Consider the following 19,536-nt stretch of genomic DNA (forward strand, 5'->3'; position numbering starts at 1 on the left):
CTGATTTTAAAATATTATTTTAGTCATCGTAATTGATCAGCATCATGCTGTTGAAGACCGCAGAGAAGATGATCTGCATCCCGGATAAAAACAGTGTTAATGCAATTACTGCATTCGTGACCTGGAACAGGCTTCCGAATCCCGATTCAATCCAGTTGAGGATTATGTATATTCCCATGATAACCCCGGCCACAATGATGATTATCCCTGCAAATAATTCACGCTCAAGGTTTTGATAATTCGCAATTTTTGTTATTATTCCCACTCGTTCACTATAGCCTGCGATAACCGAATAGGTCTTGATATTGATGCCCATCAGGATTGCCTGGAGACCGCCTATGAAAAGAATCGCTGCAAGAACGAAAGAGTGAAGGTTTGCATTTTCGACATCTCCCTCCAAGAAATACAGGATCATAAGCGTAGCGCCCATCACGAAGAAGAAGAAACCCGGAATCGCAAGGAACGGAAGCGGCTGGTAGAGCAGCATGAACCGTACATGCCTCCATCCGTCCGCAAAACTGTGAAGATTGGAAGGGGCTCTCCTCGGGTAATAATCTATGGGAACCTCGGAGATCTTCAGTTTCTTTCTTGCAGCTTCGATTATCATCTCGGATGCAAACTCCATGCCCGGTGTCTTAAGATTGAGGCTGTCGAGGGCTTCTTTTTTAATCGCCCTCATCCCGCAGTGAGCATCGGATATATTAGTCTTAAATACCTTGTTCAGCATCCATGTAAGGAAAGGATTTCCGATATACTGGTGAAGCGCCGGCATCGCCCCTTTCATGATATTTCCCCTGAGGCGGCTACCCATGACGAAATCGGAGCCTGATTCGATCTCTTTTATGAACGCAGGAATCTTTTTGATATCATACGTCCCGTCAGCATCAAGTATGACGACGATCTCCCCGGACGCCTCTTTGAAGGCAAAAAGATAGGCATTTCCGTATCCCTTCTTTTCAGGCCTGATGACTTTTGCCCCGAGATTTTCGGCGATCTCGTCCGTCCTGTCGGTAGAGGACGAAGAGACGATGATCTCGGCGGAGATGTTATTTTCGTAGAGGACGGTTTTGATCTCTTCGATGCAGTCGGCTATGGTGAGCTCTTCGTTGAGGGCCGGGAGTATGACTGAGATGTATGGACGATTGTTAATTGATTTTGGGGCCGTGTTTTCGTTCATGTCTTTTCGTTTTTTTTATGGGGAGTAGAGAAAAAAATTCAGGAACTGCATAGGCGTTTCTTTAAGAATCTGACTCATTTTCCCACAGTAATATAATATCTAATTCACGTATATATTTAAACAGATTTTGTTTAATCTTTCTGATTTCAATTTCTTCTCAATTTTTAAGAAACAGAAGATTATATTATAAATAGAAAACCACGTTCAATATAAAGGTGATTTATGACAGATCTTGATTATACTTCAGATTTTCTAGACGACGCAATAAAGATCATCAACCTGATTGACAAGTCACAGATCCAGAATATGATTGACGTTTTACAGACCGTAAGAGAGAACGAAGGACGGCTTTTCATTCTCGGAGTCGGAGGCGGTGCCGGCCATGCGTCACATGCAGTGAATGATTTCAGGAAGATTGCCGGAATAGAATCCTATGCTCCTACCGATAATGTATCCGAGCTTACTGCAAGAGTCAACGACGACGGGTGGGAAACCGTTTTTGTCAATTGGCTGAAAGGAAGCCGCCTCAACTCAAAGGATTGCATCTTTGTATTCTCTGTCGGGGGAGGGAACGAAGAGAAAAACGTCAGCGTGAATCTGGTCAATGCTCTTCGTTTCGCGAAAGAACAGAATGCAAAGGTAATTGGCGTTGTCGGGCGCGATGGGGGATATACAGCAAAAGTTTCGGATGCCTGCGTCATCATCCCGACTGTCAACGAAAAGACCGTTACTCCGCAGACTGAAGCGTTCCAGGCCGTCGTCTGGCATCTTATCGTTTCAAGCCCGGATCTGCAGAAATTCGAAATGAAATGGGAAAGCACAAAATAATTTTCATATGAAAAAAGCGGTTTTTCTTGACAGGGACGGAGTTATTAACAGGCTTGTTTTAAATCATGAAACAGGAGAGTACGAACCGCCGCATTCACCCGGAGAACTGGTTTTGTTCCCAGGTGTCATTCCGTCCCTTCATTCATTATCCAGTGCAGGCTTTGAACTGTTTTTAATATCCAACCAACCCGATTATGCAAAAGGAAAGACGACTCTTGAGAACCTGAAAGCGGTTCACGAGAAATTGGACGTGATCTTTATAAAATCAAGAATTCATTTTAAGGATTATTTTTATTGTTATCATCACCCTGACGGAATTGTTCCTGAATATTCATGTGTATGTGAATGTAGAAAGCCCAAACCTTATTTTCTGCTGAAGGCGGCAAAAGATTATGATATCGATCTCTCAGAATCGTGGATAGTCGGGGATCGCGATTCTGATATCGAGTGCGGGGAGGCAGCAGGAACACGGACAATTCAAATTGAAGAAAAGCATTCTGCAAGGTACAGGGGTTCTGTCAGGCCGGATTTTTATGCAGGGGATCTTACTGAAGCCGTAAATATAATACTTAAATCTAAAATTTCAGATGCTGATTGTGAATAATTTCAAATCAAACATTTACTTCTTTACTTACAATTAGGTTATTATTTTAATGTTAAGTAACAAATAAAAATTATATAAAAAAGAACGGGAGAAACAGATGAGCGGATTACCACAGTTTAAAATCAAACTCTATGCCGATGGTGCGGACCTGAACGGAATGAGAGAGGAGTATAAAAAGGGAATCGCGAGTGGTTTTACGACAAATCCTACTTTAATGAAAAAAGCAGGGGTCAAGAGCTACAAAGAATTTGCAAAAACCGTTCTCAAAGAGATCCCGGACCTTCCTATTTCTTTCGAGGTATTCTCAGACGATCTTGAAGACATGGAAAAGGAAGCAAGGGAAATTGACAGCTGGGGAGATAATGTCTATATCAAAATCCCTGTTACAAACACAAAAGGTGTAAGTACTGCACCGATCGTCAAAAAACTGTCAGGTGACGGATTAAAGCTTAACGTCACTGCAATACTTACACTTGAGCAGGTAAAGAAAGTTGCAGATGCTCTTTCTCCTGATACTCCAAGTATTGTATCGGTCTTCGCAGGGAGAATTGCGGATACAGGTAGAGATCCGATGCCGATAATGAAAGAGGCCGTCGAGATTCTCAAATCAAAACCTAAGACGGAACTCCTCTGGGCAAGTACAAGAGAAATCCTGAATCTCATCCAGGCAGAGTCCTGCGGATGCCATATCATTACGATTACAAATGACATCCTGAAGAAAGTTCCACAGGTAGGAAAGGATCTCAGCCAGCTCTCGCTTGAGACCGTTCAGATGTTTTATGACGACGCACAGAGTGCGGGGTATAAAATATAGATAATAAAAGATATCCAGATTTTTATTTAAGAGAAATTACATATTAGCATTTATTTGGAGAGTTAAACATGAAAGTTGGTATTTTGGGAGGTGGATTGACAGGACTGTCATTAAGCCATTTCCTACAATGTGATTCAGAAATCCTTGAGAAAGAAAATGTTTGTGGAGGATTGTGCAGAACTTTCAATAAAAATGGTTTCTACTATGATTATGGAGGACATATTATTTTTTCAAAAGATCAAGATGTTCTTAATTTCATGGTCTCTATTTTAGGAAATAATATTGATAAGCATTATCGAAATAATAAAGTATTATTTAAAAAATTATTTATTAAATATCCTTTTGAAAATGGATTACATGAAATTCCTAAAGAAGATAACTATGAATGTCTTTATTATTATCTTAATAATGACTATCCTAAACCAAATAATTTTAAAGAATGGGTTTATTATACCTTCGGAAAAGGGATTGCAGAGAAATATTTAATTCCCTATAATGAAAAGATATGGAATACAAATCTGGAAGAAATGGGTCTAGATTGGGTTGAAAGAGTTCCAAAGCCTCCGATGGAGGACATCCTAAGATCTGCTATAGGGATAGAAACCGAGGGATATACGCATCAATTATATTTCTACTATCCAGTAAACAGAGGTATACAAGGTTTAATCGAAGCCATTGATAGTAGTAATATAAATTCTAATGTAATCAAAAACTTTGAAGTTAAAAAGATCTGTAAAAAGGAAAATAAATGGATTGTGAGCAATGGTATTGAACACAAAATATATGATAGAATTATCTCAACCATACCAATTTTTGATTTATTGCAAGCTCTTGAGGATGTACCTTCTCAAGTCCAAGATGCTGCAAAAAAACTTCAGTATAATTCATTGATTATCGTAATGATAGGTTTAAACGTAGATAATCTTTCAGACAAAACAGCAGTATATATTCCAGATAAAAAACATTTATTCCATCGTGTTTGCTTTAATAAGTATTTTAGTGAAAATATGGTTCCTAATGGTAAATCATCAATCATGGTAGAAATTACTGCAAATATTGGTGATAATATTTGGAATCTGAGCGATGAAGATCTTATAAAAAATGTTATTTCCAGTCTTTCAGAAGAAGGTTTTCTGAAAAAAGAAGATGTTTGCGAAACTGATTTAAGAAGAACGAAATATGCTTATGTAATACCAGATCTTGAATACTCCAAAAACATAGATTTTATTAAATCTTATCTAAAAACTCAAGAGATCGAATTATGTGGTCGTTTTTCAGAGTATAAATATCTTAATATGGATGCATGTATACGTAGTGCGATGGACTTAGCTAAGAAAATTAACAACAATATATTAGGAGAATCTGTATGAAAGCGTTTGTAACAGGCGGTGCCGGCTTTATTGGAAGCCATCTGGTTGATTATTTAATGAAATTAGGCAGTGTGACAGTATATGACAATTTTTCTTCAGGGAGGAAGGAATTCATACAACATCATACAGGAAAATCCAATTTTTCATTAATTGAAGGAGATCTATTAGATCTTGAAAAAGTTAAAGTGGCTATGTCAGGTCACGATATTGTTTTTCATCTTGCTGCAAATCCTGATGCACGACTGGGAAATATGGATACTTCGTTAGACCTGAACCAAGAAACTATAGTAACATATAATGTTCTTGAATCGATGAGAACAAATAACATAAAAAAAATTGTTTTTTCTTCAAGCGGGACGATATATGGGGAAGTGCCTGTCGAACCGATAAAAGAAGATTATGGCCCGACACTTCCGATCTCTCTATATGGAGCAGGAAAATTGGCTTCAGAAGGATTAATTAGTGCATTTTGTAATACATTTGATATGCAGGCATGGATATTCCGGTTTGCCAATATTATAGGGGATCGCGGAACACATGGTGTCATTTATGATTTTATAAATAAATTAAAGAAAAATTCATCAGAATTAGAGATTTTAGGCGATGGTTTACAAGAAAAACCATATCTTGAAGTAAACGACTGTATTGAAGGTATACTTTTTGGACTGAATAATTCAGATGAAAGAGTAAATGTCTATAACCTTGGTTGTGATTCTTCAACAAATGTGAATAAAATCGCAGAAATGGTAGTAACAGAAATGGGATTGCCAAATGTAAAAATGAATTATACCGGGACAGACAGAGGGTGGCCGGGAGATGTACCTCAGTATAGATGCGACTGTGAAAAAATAAACAAATTAGGCTGGAAAGCAAAATCTTCTTCAGATGAAGCAGTCCTGTACTCTGTAAAAAAATTAGTAAAAGAATTAGAGGCTTAATTAATGCAGGTTGCGATTCTTGCAGGGGGTCTGGCAACCCGATTGAGGCCAAAAACGGATAAAATCCCAAAATCAATGATTTTAATAAATGGAAAACCATTTCTTGAATATCAAATTACTTTTTTGAAAGAAGGTGGATTTTCTGATTTTGTAATATGTTCCGGATATCTTTCAGAACAGATTGAAGATTATTTTGGCGACGGAAAGAAATTTGGAGTAAATATTCAGTATAGCAATGATGGAGATAAACTACTTGGAACCGGAGGAGCCCTTAAAAATGCAGAAAAACTACTAAACGACGAATTTTTTGTTATTTATGGCGACTCATACGTTTCCCTGGATTTTAAAAATGCAAATTCTCATTTTAAAAAATCAGGAAAACTGGTTCTCATGACTGTATATAAAAATGATAACTTATATGATATAAGCAATATTGCTGTTGAAAATGGCATCGTTATAAAATATGATAAAAAAAATAATTCAAAAGATTTGGTTTACATCGATTATGGAGTTCTTATTTTCAATAAAAAAGTGTTGGAGAAGATTCCAGCAAACCAGTCTTATCCTCTTGAGAATTTAATCATTAACCTTATTGAAGATCAGGAAGTTTGTGCATATGAAACAAAAGAGAGGTTTTACGAGATCGGATCACACACAGGATTAGATGAATTTAAAAACTTTATTTCTCAAATAAATAATGAATAATGGTGATAACCAGATGATCATTTCACGGGCACCTGTCAGAATTTCTCTTGGTGGAGGAGGAACAGATTTAGAGTCATATTACTCAAAATATGGCGGTTTTTTAATTTCCGGGGCTATAGACAAATATATTTATATTTCAGCTAACAAGCGCTTTCATAATACAATAAGATTAAGCTATTCTCAAACCGAGATCGTAAATAGTGTCGAGGATATTAACCACAATATTTTCCGTGAAGCCTTAAATTTCATTCCTCCAAAAAATGGAGACGGGATTGAACTTGTATCTATTGCAGATGTGCCTGCGAATTGTGGTCTTGGGTCGTCCAGTTGTTTCACAGTATCTCTTCTCAATGCTCTTCATGCCTACAATCGTGAATATATTTCACAGCAGCAACTGGCAGAAGAGGCATGTACAATTGAGATCGAAAGACTTGGAGAACCTATCGGAAAACAGGACCAGTATATTAGTGCATTTGGTGGGATCACAACTTTGACGTTTGAAAAAGATGGGAAAGTCATTGTTGAACCTGTCAAAATGAGCGATGATGCAATTGACGAGCTCGAGCGGAATATCCTGTTGTATTACACCGGAATCGAAAGAAGTGCATCGGATATACTCTCCGAACAAAATGAAAAGAGTAAAAGAGATGAATCGGCAGTCATAGAATCTCTTCACCAGATAAAAAAAATTGGATACGATACAAAAAAGGCTTTTGAAACAGGAGATCTGGAAAAATTCGGAGAACTCTTGGATGTACACTGGAATAACAAGAAACAACTTTCAAAGAACATTTCAAATCCTTTTATCGATTCCTGCTACGAAACTGCTATGAAGAACGGGGCAATCGGTGGAAAGATAATGGGTGCAGGAGGAGGCGGATTCTTCATGTTTTATGCCCCTGAAAATCATGATAATTTAACAAAGGCAATGAAAGAAAAAGGTCTTAGACCAATGAGATTCAGGTTTGATTTTGAGGGAGCAAAGATACTAGTCAATATAAAATAGTAATCTTTAAAGAGATACTAACAATTCTTACATTTACACAATATAACGATATTTTGAAATTTCAATTATAATTTTCATATTGAATTATATCTAGATAGATATAATATTATACCATATTAAACCACGAATCTCAATATTAATATCTAGTTAAAACATATTTGTTATAAATGGAATTATCAAACAAGGTTGGTTTCGTTAAAATATTGGAGCATAACTATTCAGGTATTTTATTAAAAACAAAAGAATGCTTAGAATTAATTGATTGGAAAGATGCCATTCATGGTAAAAGCTGTTTTATAAAGATAAATGCAATGTCTTCTGAAGTATTACCTGGTCGTTGTAGTAGTCCTTGGGTAGTTGAGGCTGTTTTATCAATTATTAGAGAAAATTTTCCAGAAATAGAAATATATATTGGGGACACTGATTTAGCAGGTTCAAAACAATTACAAAAAGCTAAATCTATTTGGGGTTTTGATGAAATTGCAAAAAAATATAATGCCACTTTTGTAAATCTTGCTGAAGAACCAGTAAAAAAAATTAATTTTGCGGATGGTTTGGTTATTAAAGAGATTGAATTACCAATTATCTTATTAGAGATTGATACGATTGTAAATATTCCTGTTTTAAAAACGCACTGTTTAACCACTATAACATGTTCTTTGAAGTGTTTATGGGGATTATTACCACGTGCTCGACATCAATTACATCCTGTAGTCAATGAAGCCATAGCTGATATTAATCAATTTTTTTCAAAAACCACATTAAATATTCTTGACGGCACAATTGCTATTGAGGGAAACGGCCCTAAAACAGGGACTCCAAAAATATGTGATGTAATTTTTGCGAGTAAAGATAGAGTAGCACTTGATAGAGTAGCAGCAGAATATATGGAGTTTAATTATAAAGAAATTCCTCATATTCTAATATCAGAAAAAAAGGGTATTGGGTCAACAAATTGCACAATATTGGGTGATGAATTTGTTACTAATAAATTTATCAAACCTACAATGTCTGAAGATTTTGTAATGAATGTTGAAATCTCTCTCCGTAAAATACCTATTCTTAGAGAAATTGTTTTTAAAACTCCTTTATTTAAATTATTTGCATGGGGTGGAACAAACTATAATTATTATATCTGGTATTTAAAACATGGAAAAAAATATGCATATGATATTGTCTATAATTCTGTATATAAAGAAGAGTTTTTAAAACTTCGAGGAAGGTTTTAATGAAAGATAATATCTATTTAGATCAGAAAAAATGTATTTTATGTGGTAATCCAATAAATAATTGTATTGAATTATTGTCATTAAATGAAGATCAAACACTTTTAAAATGCCCAGTTTGTGGCTTAATATTTAATAATAAAATGCGAATAGATTTCGATGTAATTTACGGAAAAAATTATTATGAAGTAGATAACGTTAAAGATCAGTGCGGGGGTTATTTTAACTATTCGAGCATTGAAATAGGTTTGAACAAAGACTACTATTTTGCATATAAATATATTCTAAATAAATCAAGAGATAAAAAGAATTTCAAATTACTTGATATTGGTTGTGGTTATGGATTTTTTTTAAAACAATTTTTAGCAGACAATAACATTATTCTCGAAGGGATAGAAACAAGTTCATATGCCGCTTCAGTTGCTGAAAAATCTATTCCTAAAATATATGATAAACCTTTAGGAGAAATAAATTTGGAAAAAAAATCATATGATGCAGTTTTAATGTTTGAAGTTATTGAACATTTAATTAATCCTTTTGAATATTTACAAAAAATAAATGAATTATTGATCGACGGAGGATATTTAATAATTTCAACACCCAATATTTCAAATATAACCTTCAAATTATTAAAAAAGAAATGGCCAGCAATTCATCCGGAAACTCATAATATATATTATACACCAAAAACGTTAGTAAAAATCTGTGAAGAAAATGGTTTCGAACTTGTTAGTCTTCAACAAAAAAATACTTTAAGAAAAAGTGTTAACCATATATCCAGAAAAATTTCAATGAAAATCCCTCAAACTTCAATAATTTTTAAACCTTTAAAAGTAATTGATGATATGATAATTCCTTTTCCAAGTGGAGGAAGTATTAACGCAATCTTTAGAAAAAAGGAGATTATATGAACGATTTATCCGTTGTAATGATAACGCTAAATGAGGAAAAAGCAATTAAAAAAGTAGTATCTGATATCAAAAGGGCTGTTCCAGAAGCAGAAATTATTATTGTTGATAGTAGTTCTGATAAAACTCCAGAAATTGCTCAAGCAATGGGATGTAAAGTAATTAGACAATATCCACCTCAGGGCTATGGAAATGCTATGATTTTAGCTCTAACTTCAGCCACAAAGGACATAATAATTACTTTAGATTGCGATGATACATATCCTGCAGAAAAAATTCCAGAACTCGTTGAATGGATTAAAAATGGATACGATGTTGTAAATGCCACGCGCTTAAATAAAAAACCCAAAAACATGCCTATTGGAAACTACATGGCAAATTGGTTTTTTGCAAAGTTAACTAGATTAGTTCATGGATTTAATACTACTGATGTACATAGTGGTATGCGAGCTTATAAAAAAGAAGTGATTCAGTCTTTAGATTGGAATCCAAATGGAGCTGCATTCCCAGTTGAATTACTAATAAAACCTGTTATTTCAGGATATAAGTTGAAGGAAATTCCAATAGATTATAAAGAAAGAATTGGAACACCTACATTAGATAAATTTGCTGCAGTAAAGTGGACGACAAAAAGAATCCTAGATTTAAAGTTCTCTTCAAAATAAGAATTATCTAATTATGAAAAAAGCACCGATTTTAGGAATTATAATTAGTATTATTTTTATAATTTTAGCCTTTAGAAATTTTAATTCTGAAGATTTTATTAGTGCAATCTCTAATGTTAATATATTTTTTATTTTTTTAGCAATAGGATTTTTTCTATTTGGTTATATAATTAGGGGAATCAGATGGCAAATAATGCTTAGGACAGTAAAGGAAATCCCATACTTGACTTGTTTTGAAATATCTCTCATTGGATATATGGCAAGTTCATTATTGCCAATGCGTTTAGGAGAAATCATTCGTGCATATGTTTTAGGTATAAAAGAAAATATTAGTAAATTGGCATCTCTATCTTCAATAATACTTGAACGTATATTTGATGGGATGATTCTAGTCCTTTTTTTTGGAATATTATTGATTATCTATCCTTTTCCAGAATGGGTAAATAAATTAGGTCTATTTATAGCATTTCTATTTTTAAGTGGTTTAATTTTTATATTTACATTAACATACTACAGGAAAAAATCTTTAGAGATTTTATATCGTTTTTTTCACTTATTCTCGGATTCATTATACAAAAAAATTGTACCATACTTTGAAAAGTTTGTTTTAGGAACTGGGATGCTTAAAAATAAAACTCAAACATCATTAGTTCTTTTTATTTCAATACTTATCTGGATAAATGAAGCTTTGGTCTATTATATACTAATGCTAGCCTTTGATATAACTTCACCACTACTTTTTTTGATTGCAATTTTTACAATGATAGTGATAAACTTTAGCATAATGATTCCTTCAGCCCCTGGGAGTATTGGAACATACCAATATTTCTGTGTTTTAGCATTAACATTATTTAATATCAACTCAAATACTGCATTAGCTTATGCAATTGTTGCCAATACAATGATGATAGTATGTACGGTAATTTTTGGTATTATTTGCATGTGGCATATGGGGTTTTCAATATCTGGTCTAAAGGAAGAAACAAGAAAATTTTGATAGATCTAAATATAAAAACCTAAAATATAAGGAATAATTGCTCTGTAAATTCGTCTCATTTTTTAAACGAGTCATGTTCTAAATTTGACAGCTTATATATTTCGGCCTGTCAAATCACTAAATCATCCAATTTAATGCAAAATCATCCTGTTAATAGCCTCATAATTCGAATAAATGTGTATATTGACTCCCTATTTTACAAATCAATTGTAACTGTCAAATTTAGTAAAATTATTTTTATGAATTTTGTCGATTTATGTTTAAGTTCTCCAATTTTATAAGTTTTTAATATTTTTATATAATTTAAAAGCTAAGAGCATTTTATCCTTCTTTTTAGGCAGAGTTAGGGTAAAAAGACTCATGAATTATTATAAATAGTTATTAAAAGATATTTGATAAAGAGATTTATTATGGAAAATAAATTATCTGAGACCAATGATATTCTAGAGATTCCTTATGATATTTTTGCAATAACCTCTTTTTTCAGTACAGGATTGTATATTTTTTTTTATAGTATCCTAATTGAAAAAACCTCATTTCCTCTGACTTCATTCTCTGAAAGAATCATTGGTATTGCAGTCCTTGAAGGAGTGGATGCCGCTGCTAGAACTCATTTTTATTTATATTCAATAATTATCACAGGAATATTTACAGTAATCTTATTAATAAGTCTAGAACTAGGAATGAATCGTTTTTTTCCAAAAAATAAATACAAAACGGAGAGAGATAATCTTGCATTAATATCAATTCTTGGAACATCAAATATTATATTTTATATTTTTACAAAAAATTCAGTTTTCTTGTTTAACATATATTTGATTTTTAGTATCTTTTGCTGTTTTGTTACTTATATATTGATTAAAAAATATTTTGATCTGAAAGATCGTTCAATATTTGAAACATTTAAAGATTCTACTTTTATTATCTCACTGTTTCTTCTTCCTGTGCCTGTACTCTTTTTTATTCAAGTGATAAAAGGGAATGAATTTGTTTTTACATTAATTGATCTGTTGCTGTATTATTTAATTTTTTTCATATTATTAATATTGTATTATTTTGTAGTTCCTTTGAAATATCCAAATGTTTTAGAGTCGAATTTTAGAATCATTTTTAGTAAAAGTATTTTCCCACTTTATCTATACCCTTTTTCAATTCCTTTAACAAATGAATTTCAATTTACATTTTCACATTGGATAGTTATTGATCCAAAATTCATTTCTCTTCTTTTTTTTGTGGTACTTCTTATAATTACATGTGTATTTTTTTTAAGAAATATCAAAAATGAGAATTCATTTTATGATTCAAAATATTTACTTGAAAATTTTTCCTTACCAGTAGTACTGGCTTGTATTCCTCTCTACTCAAATTATATAGCAACTACTTCTTTATTTTATATTACTCAAAACATTTTTGAGCTCGGTCTGACAAGTACTGTAATTCAACAGCTTTTTGATTTTGGGAAATTACCATTAATAAATCTGGCGACTCCTCATGGATTCATGGATATTTATTATCCAATATTATACTCAATCATTAATGGATACCAATCTATCGATTGCTTTATATGGCAATGGATCACTCCAATTTTAATAGTTATAACAGGATACTTTTTTTTGAAAGAATTTGTGGAAGGTTATGTCTCATTTTTATTAATTATATTTCTCCCATTATTTTCAATATTAAGTTTCAATAATTTTATTATTCTATTCGCAGGAATCATATTCATAAAATATTGGAAAAATCCTCAACTAACAAACTACTGCCTCTTAATAATAACTTTACTCTTATGTTTTGCTTGGAGACCAGAAGCTGGAATTGCTTCCGTACTAGGATTTATATTTTTAATTGTAATACTGAATTATCAACTTCTTAAACAATCCCCTAAGCAGATATGCTTAAATTATTCCAAATATTTCTTAATCACATTAGGAATTATTGGTTTGTGTTTATCAGCTTACATTATTTTGTGCTTGATAACACAGATCTCCCCAATTTCAGCTTTTCAATCAGTATTAAGTATGTATATGATTAACGATCCTGCAGGAACTTATGCAGATCTATTCAATTCATATAATATTAATGTAGCTCTTCAATATGCAATTTTTCCTCTATTCGGATTAAGTATTGTTGTATTATTTATATGGATTGTTATCACCAGGCGTAGTTTATTAACTTCGCAATTTATACTGATCACTTTTCTTGCAATAGCAACATTATTCCTCTCACAAAGAGGAGTGCAAAGGCATTCTCTTATAGAGGGTTTTAGTGTATACTATTTCCCATTAATTGCTTGCTCAATCCCTTTGCTATGGTATAAATCAAAAAAACTTATATCAATAATTTTTGTCATTTTAATTCTCATAGGTGGTTCTTTTGTCGCACAATATCAGTTTACACCAATTCAAAGAGATTTTTCATCACCCTTTTTTGAATTCACAACATGGGATCTTAATGAATCGCGTATTCAAGTCCAACCTTCAGATTTAGGAATTACTGAAGGACTTACAGATTTTCTAAGGGATTCACTCCAAAAAAATGAAACTTATTTTGATCTCTCTAATTATATTATGCCATTTACTCTATTGCGAACAGAATATATGTCTGATACTGTAATCGCTCCTTCCGCAGGAGAATGGCACCAAAATGCAACGATTAAAAATTTAAATAGCAATCTTAAATCTATTCCATTTGTTGTATCGGGTGGATGGCAAATAGATACTGTTCCAAATGAATTAAGGGCATATCGGATTGCAGAATATATCTATCAAAATTATCGACCAATTGGAAAAATTGACGATATCTATGAAATCTGGCTTAGAAATGATCTCAAGAACTATGAAATATCACCTTTAAATAAAACTTTATTCAATTATGACGATATAAAGTTACATAATATAATGTACAGTAATACATCTGATAGTATGACATTATATTCAGGAGATGATGATCCATATGTTTGGAATTTTATCCTTAATGGCTCTCCGTCTCTCTTAGCAAATTCAAAAAATACAGAATTTCATGTAATTTATGATTCTGATACAGAGGGTCTTTTACAAATATTTTATTCAGTAGACAATAACACATTTTCTGAAGAAAATTCTAAATATGTATCAATATCAGCAATAGAAGATGGGTATTTTGAAATTACAATTCCTGAAAGTATTAACAAAATAACAAATATCAGACTTGATCCACCAAAAAATAGTGTTTTAAAATTAAATGAAGTATATCTATATCCAACGAATTATTCATTTTCATCAACTAATTTTATTATACGGGACTATAACCTAAAAAAATTACCGTATATTTGGGGCACATATGATAAAAAAGATCCAATATTAAACCAACCTGTTCAAGATAGACTATTTGAAGGAGAGAAACTAATTAACTCTAATGAGATCATATCATTCACAAATATTAGTGATTTAGACAAATCTTCTGGAAACTATCTGATGATTAAATTGAAATCTGAACATGAAGGCCAAATAAATGTAAATTATGCTACAGATAATAATGTGGGAAAAATTAAATTTGATGTGATCCCATCAGAAAAAGTTGAAAACTATCTTATCCGTATTAGTTCTCAATGGGAATGGTACTCTGGGGAAGTTCAAGAAGTTAACCTTTTATCATCTGTTCCAATAACGATATCTGAAATAAAAATTCTCAAAGGAGATTGAAATTTATGCCAAGAATAACTTCATTTAATTTTTTGGCTATATAGAAAACATCTCATTTTATTAAATGAAGTCCTATCTGCACCATCCGGATTTGATCTCTTTTTTAAGTTGAATATTCTTTTAATCATATAATCTACCCATATTTTTTGATAACTTAAAATCCAGTCTTTCAATAGATTTCTCTACTATATAATCAACATGAGGTAAAATTTCAGTTATGAAATAGAATTAATTTGCGAAAAATAAAGAAAGATTATTGGCTTTAAAAATCTATACTATATCCTAATATAATTGTAGTTATGGAATATTTTTGATTAAATAATAATTTTAGGAGATGAATGTCAATGCAATCATTTAATGTGGATCAAATTGTCACTTTTGAAAATTTTGATGAAGAGAGCTATCTTAAATCAAATATAGATGTTGTAAAAGCAGTAAATGAAGGTCAATTTCTTTCTGGATATCAACATTTCAAAATTTATGGGCATAAGGAAAATAGATTCCTTCGAGATTCTAAATTGATACAAAATGCCAAGGAAAATAAATTAGAAAGAATTAAGCCTTTAATTAAGAAAGATTTGGATTTTAAGTATAATGGAGAATTTTACGATTTTTTATCTCCTTCCTTAAGAAATAAATATAATATCCATGATGCCGGAACTGTTTCAAGTCATGGTTACGATCCATATGTGCAGTCCCTAATTAATGAATATAAAGATGGCTTGTTATTAGACATTGGATCAGGACAGAGACCTGTTTATTATGATAATGTAGTAAATTTAGAAATATTTGCATATGATACAACTGATGTGTTATCTATAGGAGAAATATTACCCTTCAACGATAATTCTTTTGATGCAATTATTTCAATAGCAGTTTTAGAACACGTTAAAGATCCTTTTTCTTGTGCAAGAGAAATGATTCGAGTTTTAAAACCAGGGGGTAAATTATTTTGTACAGTTCCATTCCTGCAACCACTTCATGCATATCCTAATCATTATTATAATATGACAGGACAAGGACTTGAGAATTTATTTAATGAATCTTTAATTATTGATAAAATTGAAGTTCCAGGATCTCTGCTTCCAATTTGGACATTAACTTGGTTTTTAAAAAGTTGGTCTGAAGGTTTATTTGGGCACGCAAAAGAAAATTTTTTGAAAATGCAGGTGAAAGATTTGATAGGAGACCCAATTTCATATATCAATCAAGATTTTGTTTCGCATCTCTCTGACAAAAAAAACGATGAACTTGCAAGTGGTCATGCATTATTTGCTCATAAAGAATAAAATATTGGCCTTGTAGAAATCCTCTAAAAAATGGCAGGCGAAAGATCCATAGTACAATAACTCTAATTTAATTTACCATAAATCAAAGAGAGTATCAAAGCAAAATCAATGATTCCTGTCAGAAAATAGAAGAGAAAGATCTGTTCAGGAAAATATAAGATTGAGATGATTGAGAATTTAATCAGGAAAAATACTAGTAGAGACTGTTTTTTCTGTAATTAAAAGGGAATATAAAAAAATCTGAGATAAGAAAAATATTAAAATCAGGATGATTTACATAATATAACTCTCTAAGACAGAGATAGACTTTCTAAAGAGCAATCTTTTTATTCTTTTTTATTTCCCGAGAACAATAAACTCCAATCCTGCCAATTGTATATTTTAAACCATTTTCTTTTAAGCACAATCTAAATTTTTTATAGAGATTGTTTTCTTTTCCGAGTGTTTGAGAGATATTCATTTGAAACACAGGAAGAGATTCACGAGATGAATCAAGTCTCATCGATTTGTATAACTCCCAATTATCAAATTTGGAGTATGAGTCCTTAATAGTCGATCGTATATTCTTTTGATATATTGAATGATATTGATGAGCAACGGATGTTAATGATTTCAAATGAATATTCTTTACATTCTCTTTTATAGCGAGGTAATCTTTTTTATCATTAATAATGGAAAGTATTTTTGATTTCACTAAATCCATATCGGACATATCTACAGTCCAGCCACCCCCACTATTAACAATTCTTTCCTTTATCGCACCTAAATCTGAACCCAGAACAGGTATACCTAAACACCACGCCTCTGATAAGGTAAAAGAAAAAGTTTCCGGCCAAATTGCAGGAAGTAATATCAAATCTACATTGCTTTCATAAACAATTTCTTGGAGGTGGTTGAAATCTTTGTATGCTCCTGTTATATTAATATTCAAATTCTGATAATATCCAGGTTTTTTATTTTTTTCTGATATTCCGATAACGCTCCATTTTGTAATACCGGACAATTCTTTACATCTTGCCAGATCATAGAAAAGATCCTGGCCTTTATGTTTTGCAAGAACTCCAATATATGCAATATGAAATGGTCTATTATCAAAAGAGGCATTATTATTTCGTTCAGTCTTCTCAATATTTTGACCATGTTCTATAACGATGCATTTACTTTTTATTTCAGGAAAATAATGGCTAATTATGTCCATTGCAGAATTGCTGGGAGTGATAATACTATTACATATTCTAAACCCTTCTAAGAATGAAGACCGCCAGGATTCAATATCTTCTATGGAATATCCACAAGAATTGCACCTCCTTACTTCTGGTAAATTACAATATTGCCCTTTTTCATTGATCATATTAATTCTGGGACAAATACAAAAAAAATCATGAACTGTATATATTATAGGTATTTCCAACTCTGCACTTATTTGAAAAATGCCAAGAGAGTGGCCAATTAGATGATGAACATGAATCAAGTCAATCTCAAATGTATCAATAAATTTTTTCATTATTTCAGAATATTCATTATTAATTGCCGTATGAGCCTGAAAAGATTTCATTGGGAAATAATATTTTGTTTCATTTCCATTATTAGTCTCAGTGAAAATAAGATCATTTCCAACAACCTGAACAATAAAAAAGATATAATATTGATTCAGGGAGTTTATCATGTCAAGCACATGTTTCTCTGTGCCTCCACCAAGAGGATGCAATACATACAATATCCTTTTTTTATTTTTGTTGTTATTCCAGAGGTCCAATTTTGATTTGAAATATAAATGTTGATCATATAACGGATTTATCTCACAAAATTTCCCCACCATAGGAAGATAATCAGGATATCTGGCAGAGAGAATTTTCATGTTTCGCTCAATTCTCTCATTTTTTGTTTGATTGAATGAACTTTCCCCCTTATGATAAATAAAAGTATTATCGCATAGCTGATTTGAATACCCGGCTTTAATTACCCGCATACAAAAATCATTTTCTTCACAGTACCCTTTATCAAAGGAGAACTCATCAAATAATCCAATCCTTTCAAGAATCTCTCTTTTTATATACATACAAAATCCAACAGCAGTTGGAATTTCAGGATATTGATGAAATGATAAACTCTCAACAAATTTTCCAAAAGAATCAATTGTAAATCCAGGAGGAATGTCATTGTTTTTACAGAACTCAGGAATCGAACAAATAGTTCCATTATTCGTGAATGGTGTTACTGTAGCAATAGTTTCTTTTTCATATGCACAATCTCTTATTTTTTTAGCCCAGTTTTCTGTTACAATTGTATCACTATTTAGTAAGATTACATCGTTATTTGAAATTTTCATTCCGATATTAACAGTTTTTACAAATCCTTGATTATCACGATTACGAATGACACTTATAAAAGACTTATTAAAGCTTTCAATTTTATCCAGCAATAGATCGATTCTTTTATCGGTGGAACAATCATTGATTAAAAAAATTCTATAAATATCTCGATATTTTAGTAAACTTTGCAGGCATTCACACAAATCATCATATGCATTATAAATTGGGATAACTACATCGACAGCATCTACTGAATTAAAACTTAAATCTTCAGATTTCTCTAATTCTTTAAAAATTTCCTCCTCATAGCCGGTTTTTCTCAATATAAAAATATATTCTTTTACTCCATTAATTTCATTTTCTTTATGATCTAAAATGGTGAAATTAATCCCTGATGAATGAATGTAATCTAATATTTGATCAATTGTATTATTATTAAATACATGATAATGGATAGAATATCCACGCCGCCAGTTAGCCTCAGCAATATCCCTTACTTTATCATCGGATACCCTATGCCAAAATTTTGCACACTCATAAAAGTGAGATCGGTCTTTTGAAATATCTACATTCATTGAATCTTCAATCATATGCTCCAAAGTGGTGGGATCGCGCCCTAAATCCAGAGGGTTGCTGGCATCACGGATTGATAAATATAAAATCCCTCCCGACTTTAATATCCTCATCCAATTAATAAATGCACCAATTGGATCTCTCATGTGTTCAAAAACATGATTACAAATACAAAAATCATATGATTCATCTTTTATGGTTTTTAAAGAATACGCATCATCAATAATATCCGGTCGAATAATCTCTTCTTTAGAAATTTCAGGATACTGTTCTAATAAAGCATCATAATCAAGTCGATCAACATAATGCATCACAACGTTCGGGGGTACCGGCAAAGGTTGATGCAGAGGACCTACTTCTATTCCCTCCCCTCTGATATATTTAAAAGATAATTCTTCACGTAGATTATTTATATCCATGAACATCTCCAAGTTGATTATATAA

Annotated in this window: 15 protein-coding genes; 13 read left to right on the forward strand and 2 right to left on the reverse strand. The window is 32.0% G+C overall.

Annotated elements, in window-relative coordinates:
- Positions 1-19: 19 nt before the first annotated feature.
- The gene (locus METPAY_RS02915; RefSeq protein WP_048148979.1) at positions 20-1,177 is read right to left on the reverse strand and encodes a glycosyltransferase family 2 protein; all 1,158 of its coding nucleotides are present in this window, start codon (positions 1,175-1,177) and stop codon (positions 20-22) included.
- Between the two features lie 222 nt (positions 1,178-1,399).
- On the opposite strand from METPAY_RS02915, the gene METPAY_RS02920 reads away from it, so the two are divergent.
- The 13 genes from METPAY_RS02920 (at position 1,400) to METPAY_RS02980 (ending at position 16,207) form a co-directional block, all read left to right on the forward strand.
- Complete coding sequence (locus METPAY_RS02920) at positions 1,400-2,005, forward strand: SIS domain-containing protein (RefSeq protein ID WP_048148981.1); 606 nt, start codon at positions 1,400-1,402, stop codon at positions 2,003-2,005.
- A gap of 7 nt (positions 2,006-2,012) precedes the next feature.
- A complete protein-coding gene (locus METPAY_RS02925; RefSeq protein WP_048148983.1) occupies positions 2,013-2,609 on the forward strand; it encodes a D-glycero-alpha-D-manno-heptose-1,7-bisphosphate 7-phosphatase in 597 nt (198 codons plus the stop codon).
- A 97-nt stretch (positions 2,610-2,706) separates the two neighbouring features.
- Positions 2,707-3,423 carry a transaldolase gene (locus tag METPAY_RS02930; protein WP_048148985.1) on the forward strand — a complete coding sequence of 239 codons (717 nt, stop codon included), beginning with the start codon at positions 2,707-2,709 and terminating at the stop codon, positions 3,421-3,423.
- Positions 3,424-3,491: 68 nt separating this feature from the next.
- Positions 3,492-4,793, forward strand: coding sequence for a protoporphyrinogen/coproporphyrinogen oxidase (locus tag METPAY_RS02935; protein ID WP_048148988.1), 1,302 nt, complete (start codon positions 3,492-3,494; stop codon positions 4,791-4,793).
- Complete coding sequence (locus tag METPAY_RS02940) at positions 4,790-5,731, forward strand: NAD-dependent epimerase/dehydratase family protein (RefSeq protein ID WP_048148990.1); 942 nt, start codon at positions 4,790-4,792, stop codon at positions 5,729-5,731. Before METPAY_RS02935 ends, METPAY_RS02940 begins: the two co-directional genes overlap by 4 nt.
- A 3-nt stretch (positions 5,732-5,734) precedes the next feature.
- Positions 5,735-6,436: a sugar phosphate nucleotidyltransferase gene (locus METPAY_RS02945; protein WP_048148992.1), complete on the forward strand. Its 702-nt coding sequence runs from the start codon at positions 5,735-5,737 to the stop codon at positions 6,434-6,436.
- Complete coding sequence (locus METPAY_RS02950) at positions 6,429-7,442, forward strand: GHMP family kinase ATP-binding protein (protein WP_211251508.1); 1,014 nt, start codon at positions 6,429-6,431, stop codon at positions 7,440-7,442. The genes METPAY_RS02945 and METPAY_RS02950 overlap by 8 nt, the downstream gene beginning before the upstream one ends.
- A 167-nt stretch (positions 7,443-7,609) precedes the next feature.
- On the forward strand, positions 7,610-8,671 hold the full coding sequence (locus tag METPAY_RS02955) for a DUF362 domain-containing protein (protein ID WP_048148994.1): 1,062 nt from the start codon (positions 7,610-7,612) through the stop codon (positions 8,669-8,671).
- Entirely contained in the window at positions 8,671-9,579 is a 909-nt protein-coding gene (locus METPAY_RS02960; RefSeq protein ID WP_048148995.1) for a class I SAM-dependent methyltransferase, read from the forward strand. The genes METPAY_RS02955 and METPAY_RS02960 overlap by 1 nt, the downstream gene beginning before the upstream one ends.
- Entirely contained in the window at positions 9,576-10,241 is a 666-nt protein-coding gene (locus METPAY_RS02965; protein ID WP_048148996.1) for a glycosyltransferase family 2 protein, read from the forward strand. The genes METPAY_RS02960 and METPAY_RS02965 overlap by 4 nt, the downstream gene beginning before the upstream one ends.
- A gap of 13 nt (positions 10,242-10,254) precedes the next feature.
- Positions 10,255-11,238 carry a lysylphosphatidylglycerol synthase transmembrane domain-containing protein gene (locus METPAY_RS02970; RefSeq protein WP_048148997.1) on the forward strand — a complete coding sequence of 328 codons (984 nt, stop codon included), beginning with the start codon at positions 10,255-10,257 and terminating at the stop codon, positions 11,236-11,238.
- A gap of 410 nt (positions 11,239-11,648) precedes the next feature.
- The gene (locus tag METPAY_RS02975; RefSeq protein ID WP_157198977.1) at positions 11,649-14,918 is read left to right on the forward strand and encodes a hypothetical protein; all 3,270 of its coding nucleotides are present in this window, start codon (positions 11,649-11,651) and stop codon (positions 14,916-14,918) included.
- Between the two features lie 338 nt (positions 14,919-15,256).
- Complete coding sequence (locus METPAY_RS02980; RefSeq protein WP_084600664.1) at positions 15,257-16,207, forward strand: methyltransferase domain-containing protein; 951 nt, start codon at positions 15,257-15,259, stop codon at positions 16,205-16,207.
- Between the two features lie 310 nt (positions 16,208-16,517).
- Here the strand turns inward: METPAY_RS02980 and METPAY_RS02985 are convergent, their stop codons facing one another.
- Complete coding sequence (locus METPAY_RS02985) at positions 16,518-19,511, reverse strand: glycosyltransferase (RefSeq protein WP_169743630.1); 2,994 nt, start codon at positions 19,509-19,511, stop codon at positions 16,518-16,520.
- Between the last annotated feature and the right edge of the window lie 25 nt (positions 19,512-19,536).

This window comes from Methanolacinia paynteri (assembly GCF_000784355.1).
GTDB classification, from domain to species: Archaea; Halobacteriota; Methanomicrobia; order Methanomicrobiales; family Methanomicrobiaceae; genus Methanolacinia; species Methanolacinia paynteri.

Coding starts and splice junctions, on each gene's coding strand:
- METPAY_RS02915 (WP_048148979.1), bottom strand. CDS start 1,177: ATGAACGAAAACACGGCCCCAAAATCAATTAACAATCGTCCATACATC.
- METPAY_RS02920 (WP_048148981.1), top strand. CDS start 1,400: ATGACAGATCTTGATTATACTTCAGATTTTCTAGACGACGCAATAAAG.
- METPAY_RS02925 (WP_048148983.1), top strand. CDS start 2,013: ATGAAAAAAGCGGTTTTTCTTGACAGGGACGGAGTTATTAACAGGCTT.
- METPAY_RS02930 (WP_048148985.1), top strand. CDS start 2,707: ATGAGCGGATTACCACAGTTTAAAATCAAACTCTATGCCGATGGTGCG.
- METPAY_RS02935 (WP_048148988.1), top strand. CDS start 3,492: ATGAAAGTTGGTATTTTGGGAGGTGGATTGACAGGACTGTCATTAAGC.
- METPAY_RS02940 (WP_048148990.1), top strand. CDS start 4,790: ATGAAAGCGTTTGTAACAGGCGGTGCCGGCTTTATTGGAAGCCATCTG.
- METPAY_RS02945 (WP_048148992.1), top strand. CDS start 5,735: ATGCAGGTTGCGATTCTTGCAGGGGGTCTGGCAACCCGATTGAGGCCA.
- METPAY_RS02950 (WP_211251508.1), top strand. CDS start 6,429: ATGAATAATGGTGATAACCAGATGATCATTTCACGGGCACCTGTCAGA.
- METPAY_RS02955 (WP_048148994.1), top strand. CDS start 7,610: ATGGAATTATCAAACAAGGTTGGTTTCGTTAAAATATTGGAGCATAAC.
- METPAY_RS02960 (WP_048148995.1), top strand. CDS start 8,671: ATGAAAGATAATATCTATTTAGATCAGAAAAAATGTATTTTATGTGGT.
- METPAY_RS02965 (WP_048148996.1), top strand. CDS start 9,576: ATGAACGATTTATCCGTTGTAATGATAACGCTAAATGAGGAAAAAGCA.
- METPAY_RS02970 (WP_048148997.1), top strand. CDS start 10,255: ATGAAAAAAGCACCGATTTTAGGAATTATAATTAGTATTATTTTTATA.
- METPAY_RS02975 (WP_157198977.1), top strand. CDS start 11,649: ATGGAAAATAAATTATCTGAGACCAATGATATTCTAGAGATTCCTTAT.
- METPAY_RS02980 (WP_084600664.1), top strand. CDS start 15,257: ATGTCAATGCAATCATTTAATGTGGATCAAATTGTCACTTTTGAAAAT.
- METPAY_RS02985 (WP_169743630.1), bottom strand. CDS start 19,511: ATGGATATAAATAATCTACGTGAAGAATTATCTTTTAAATATATCAGA.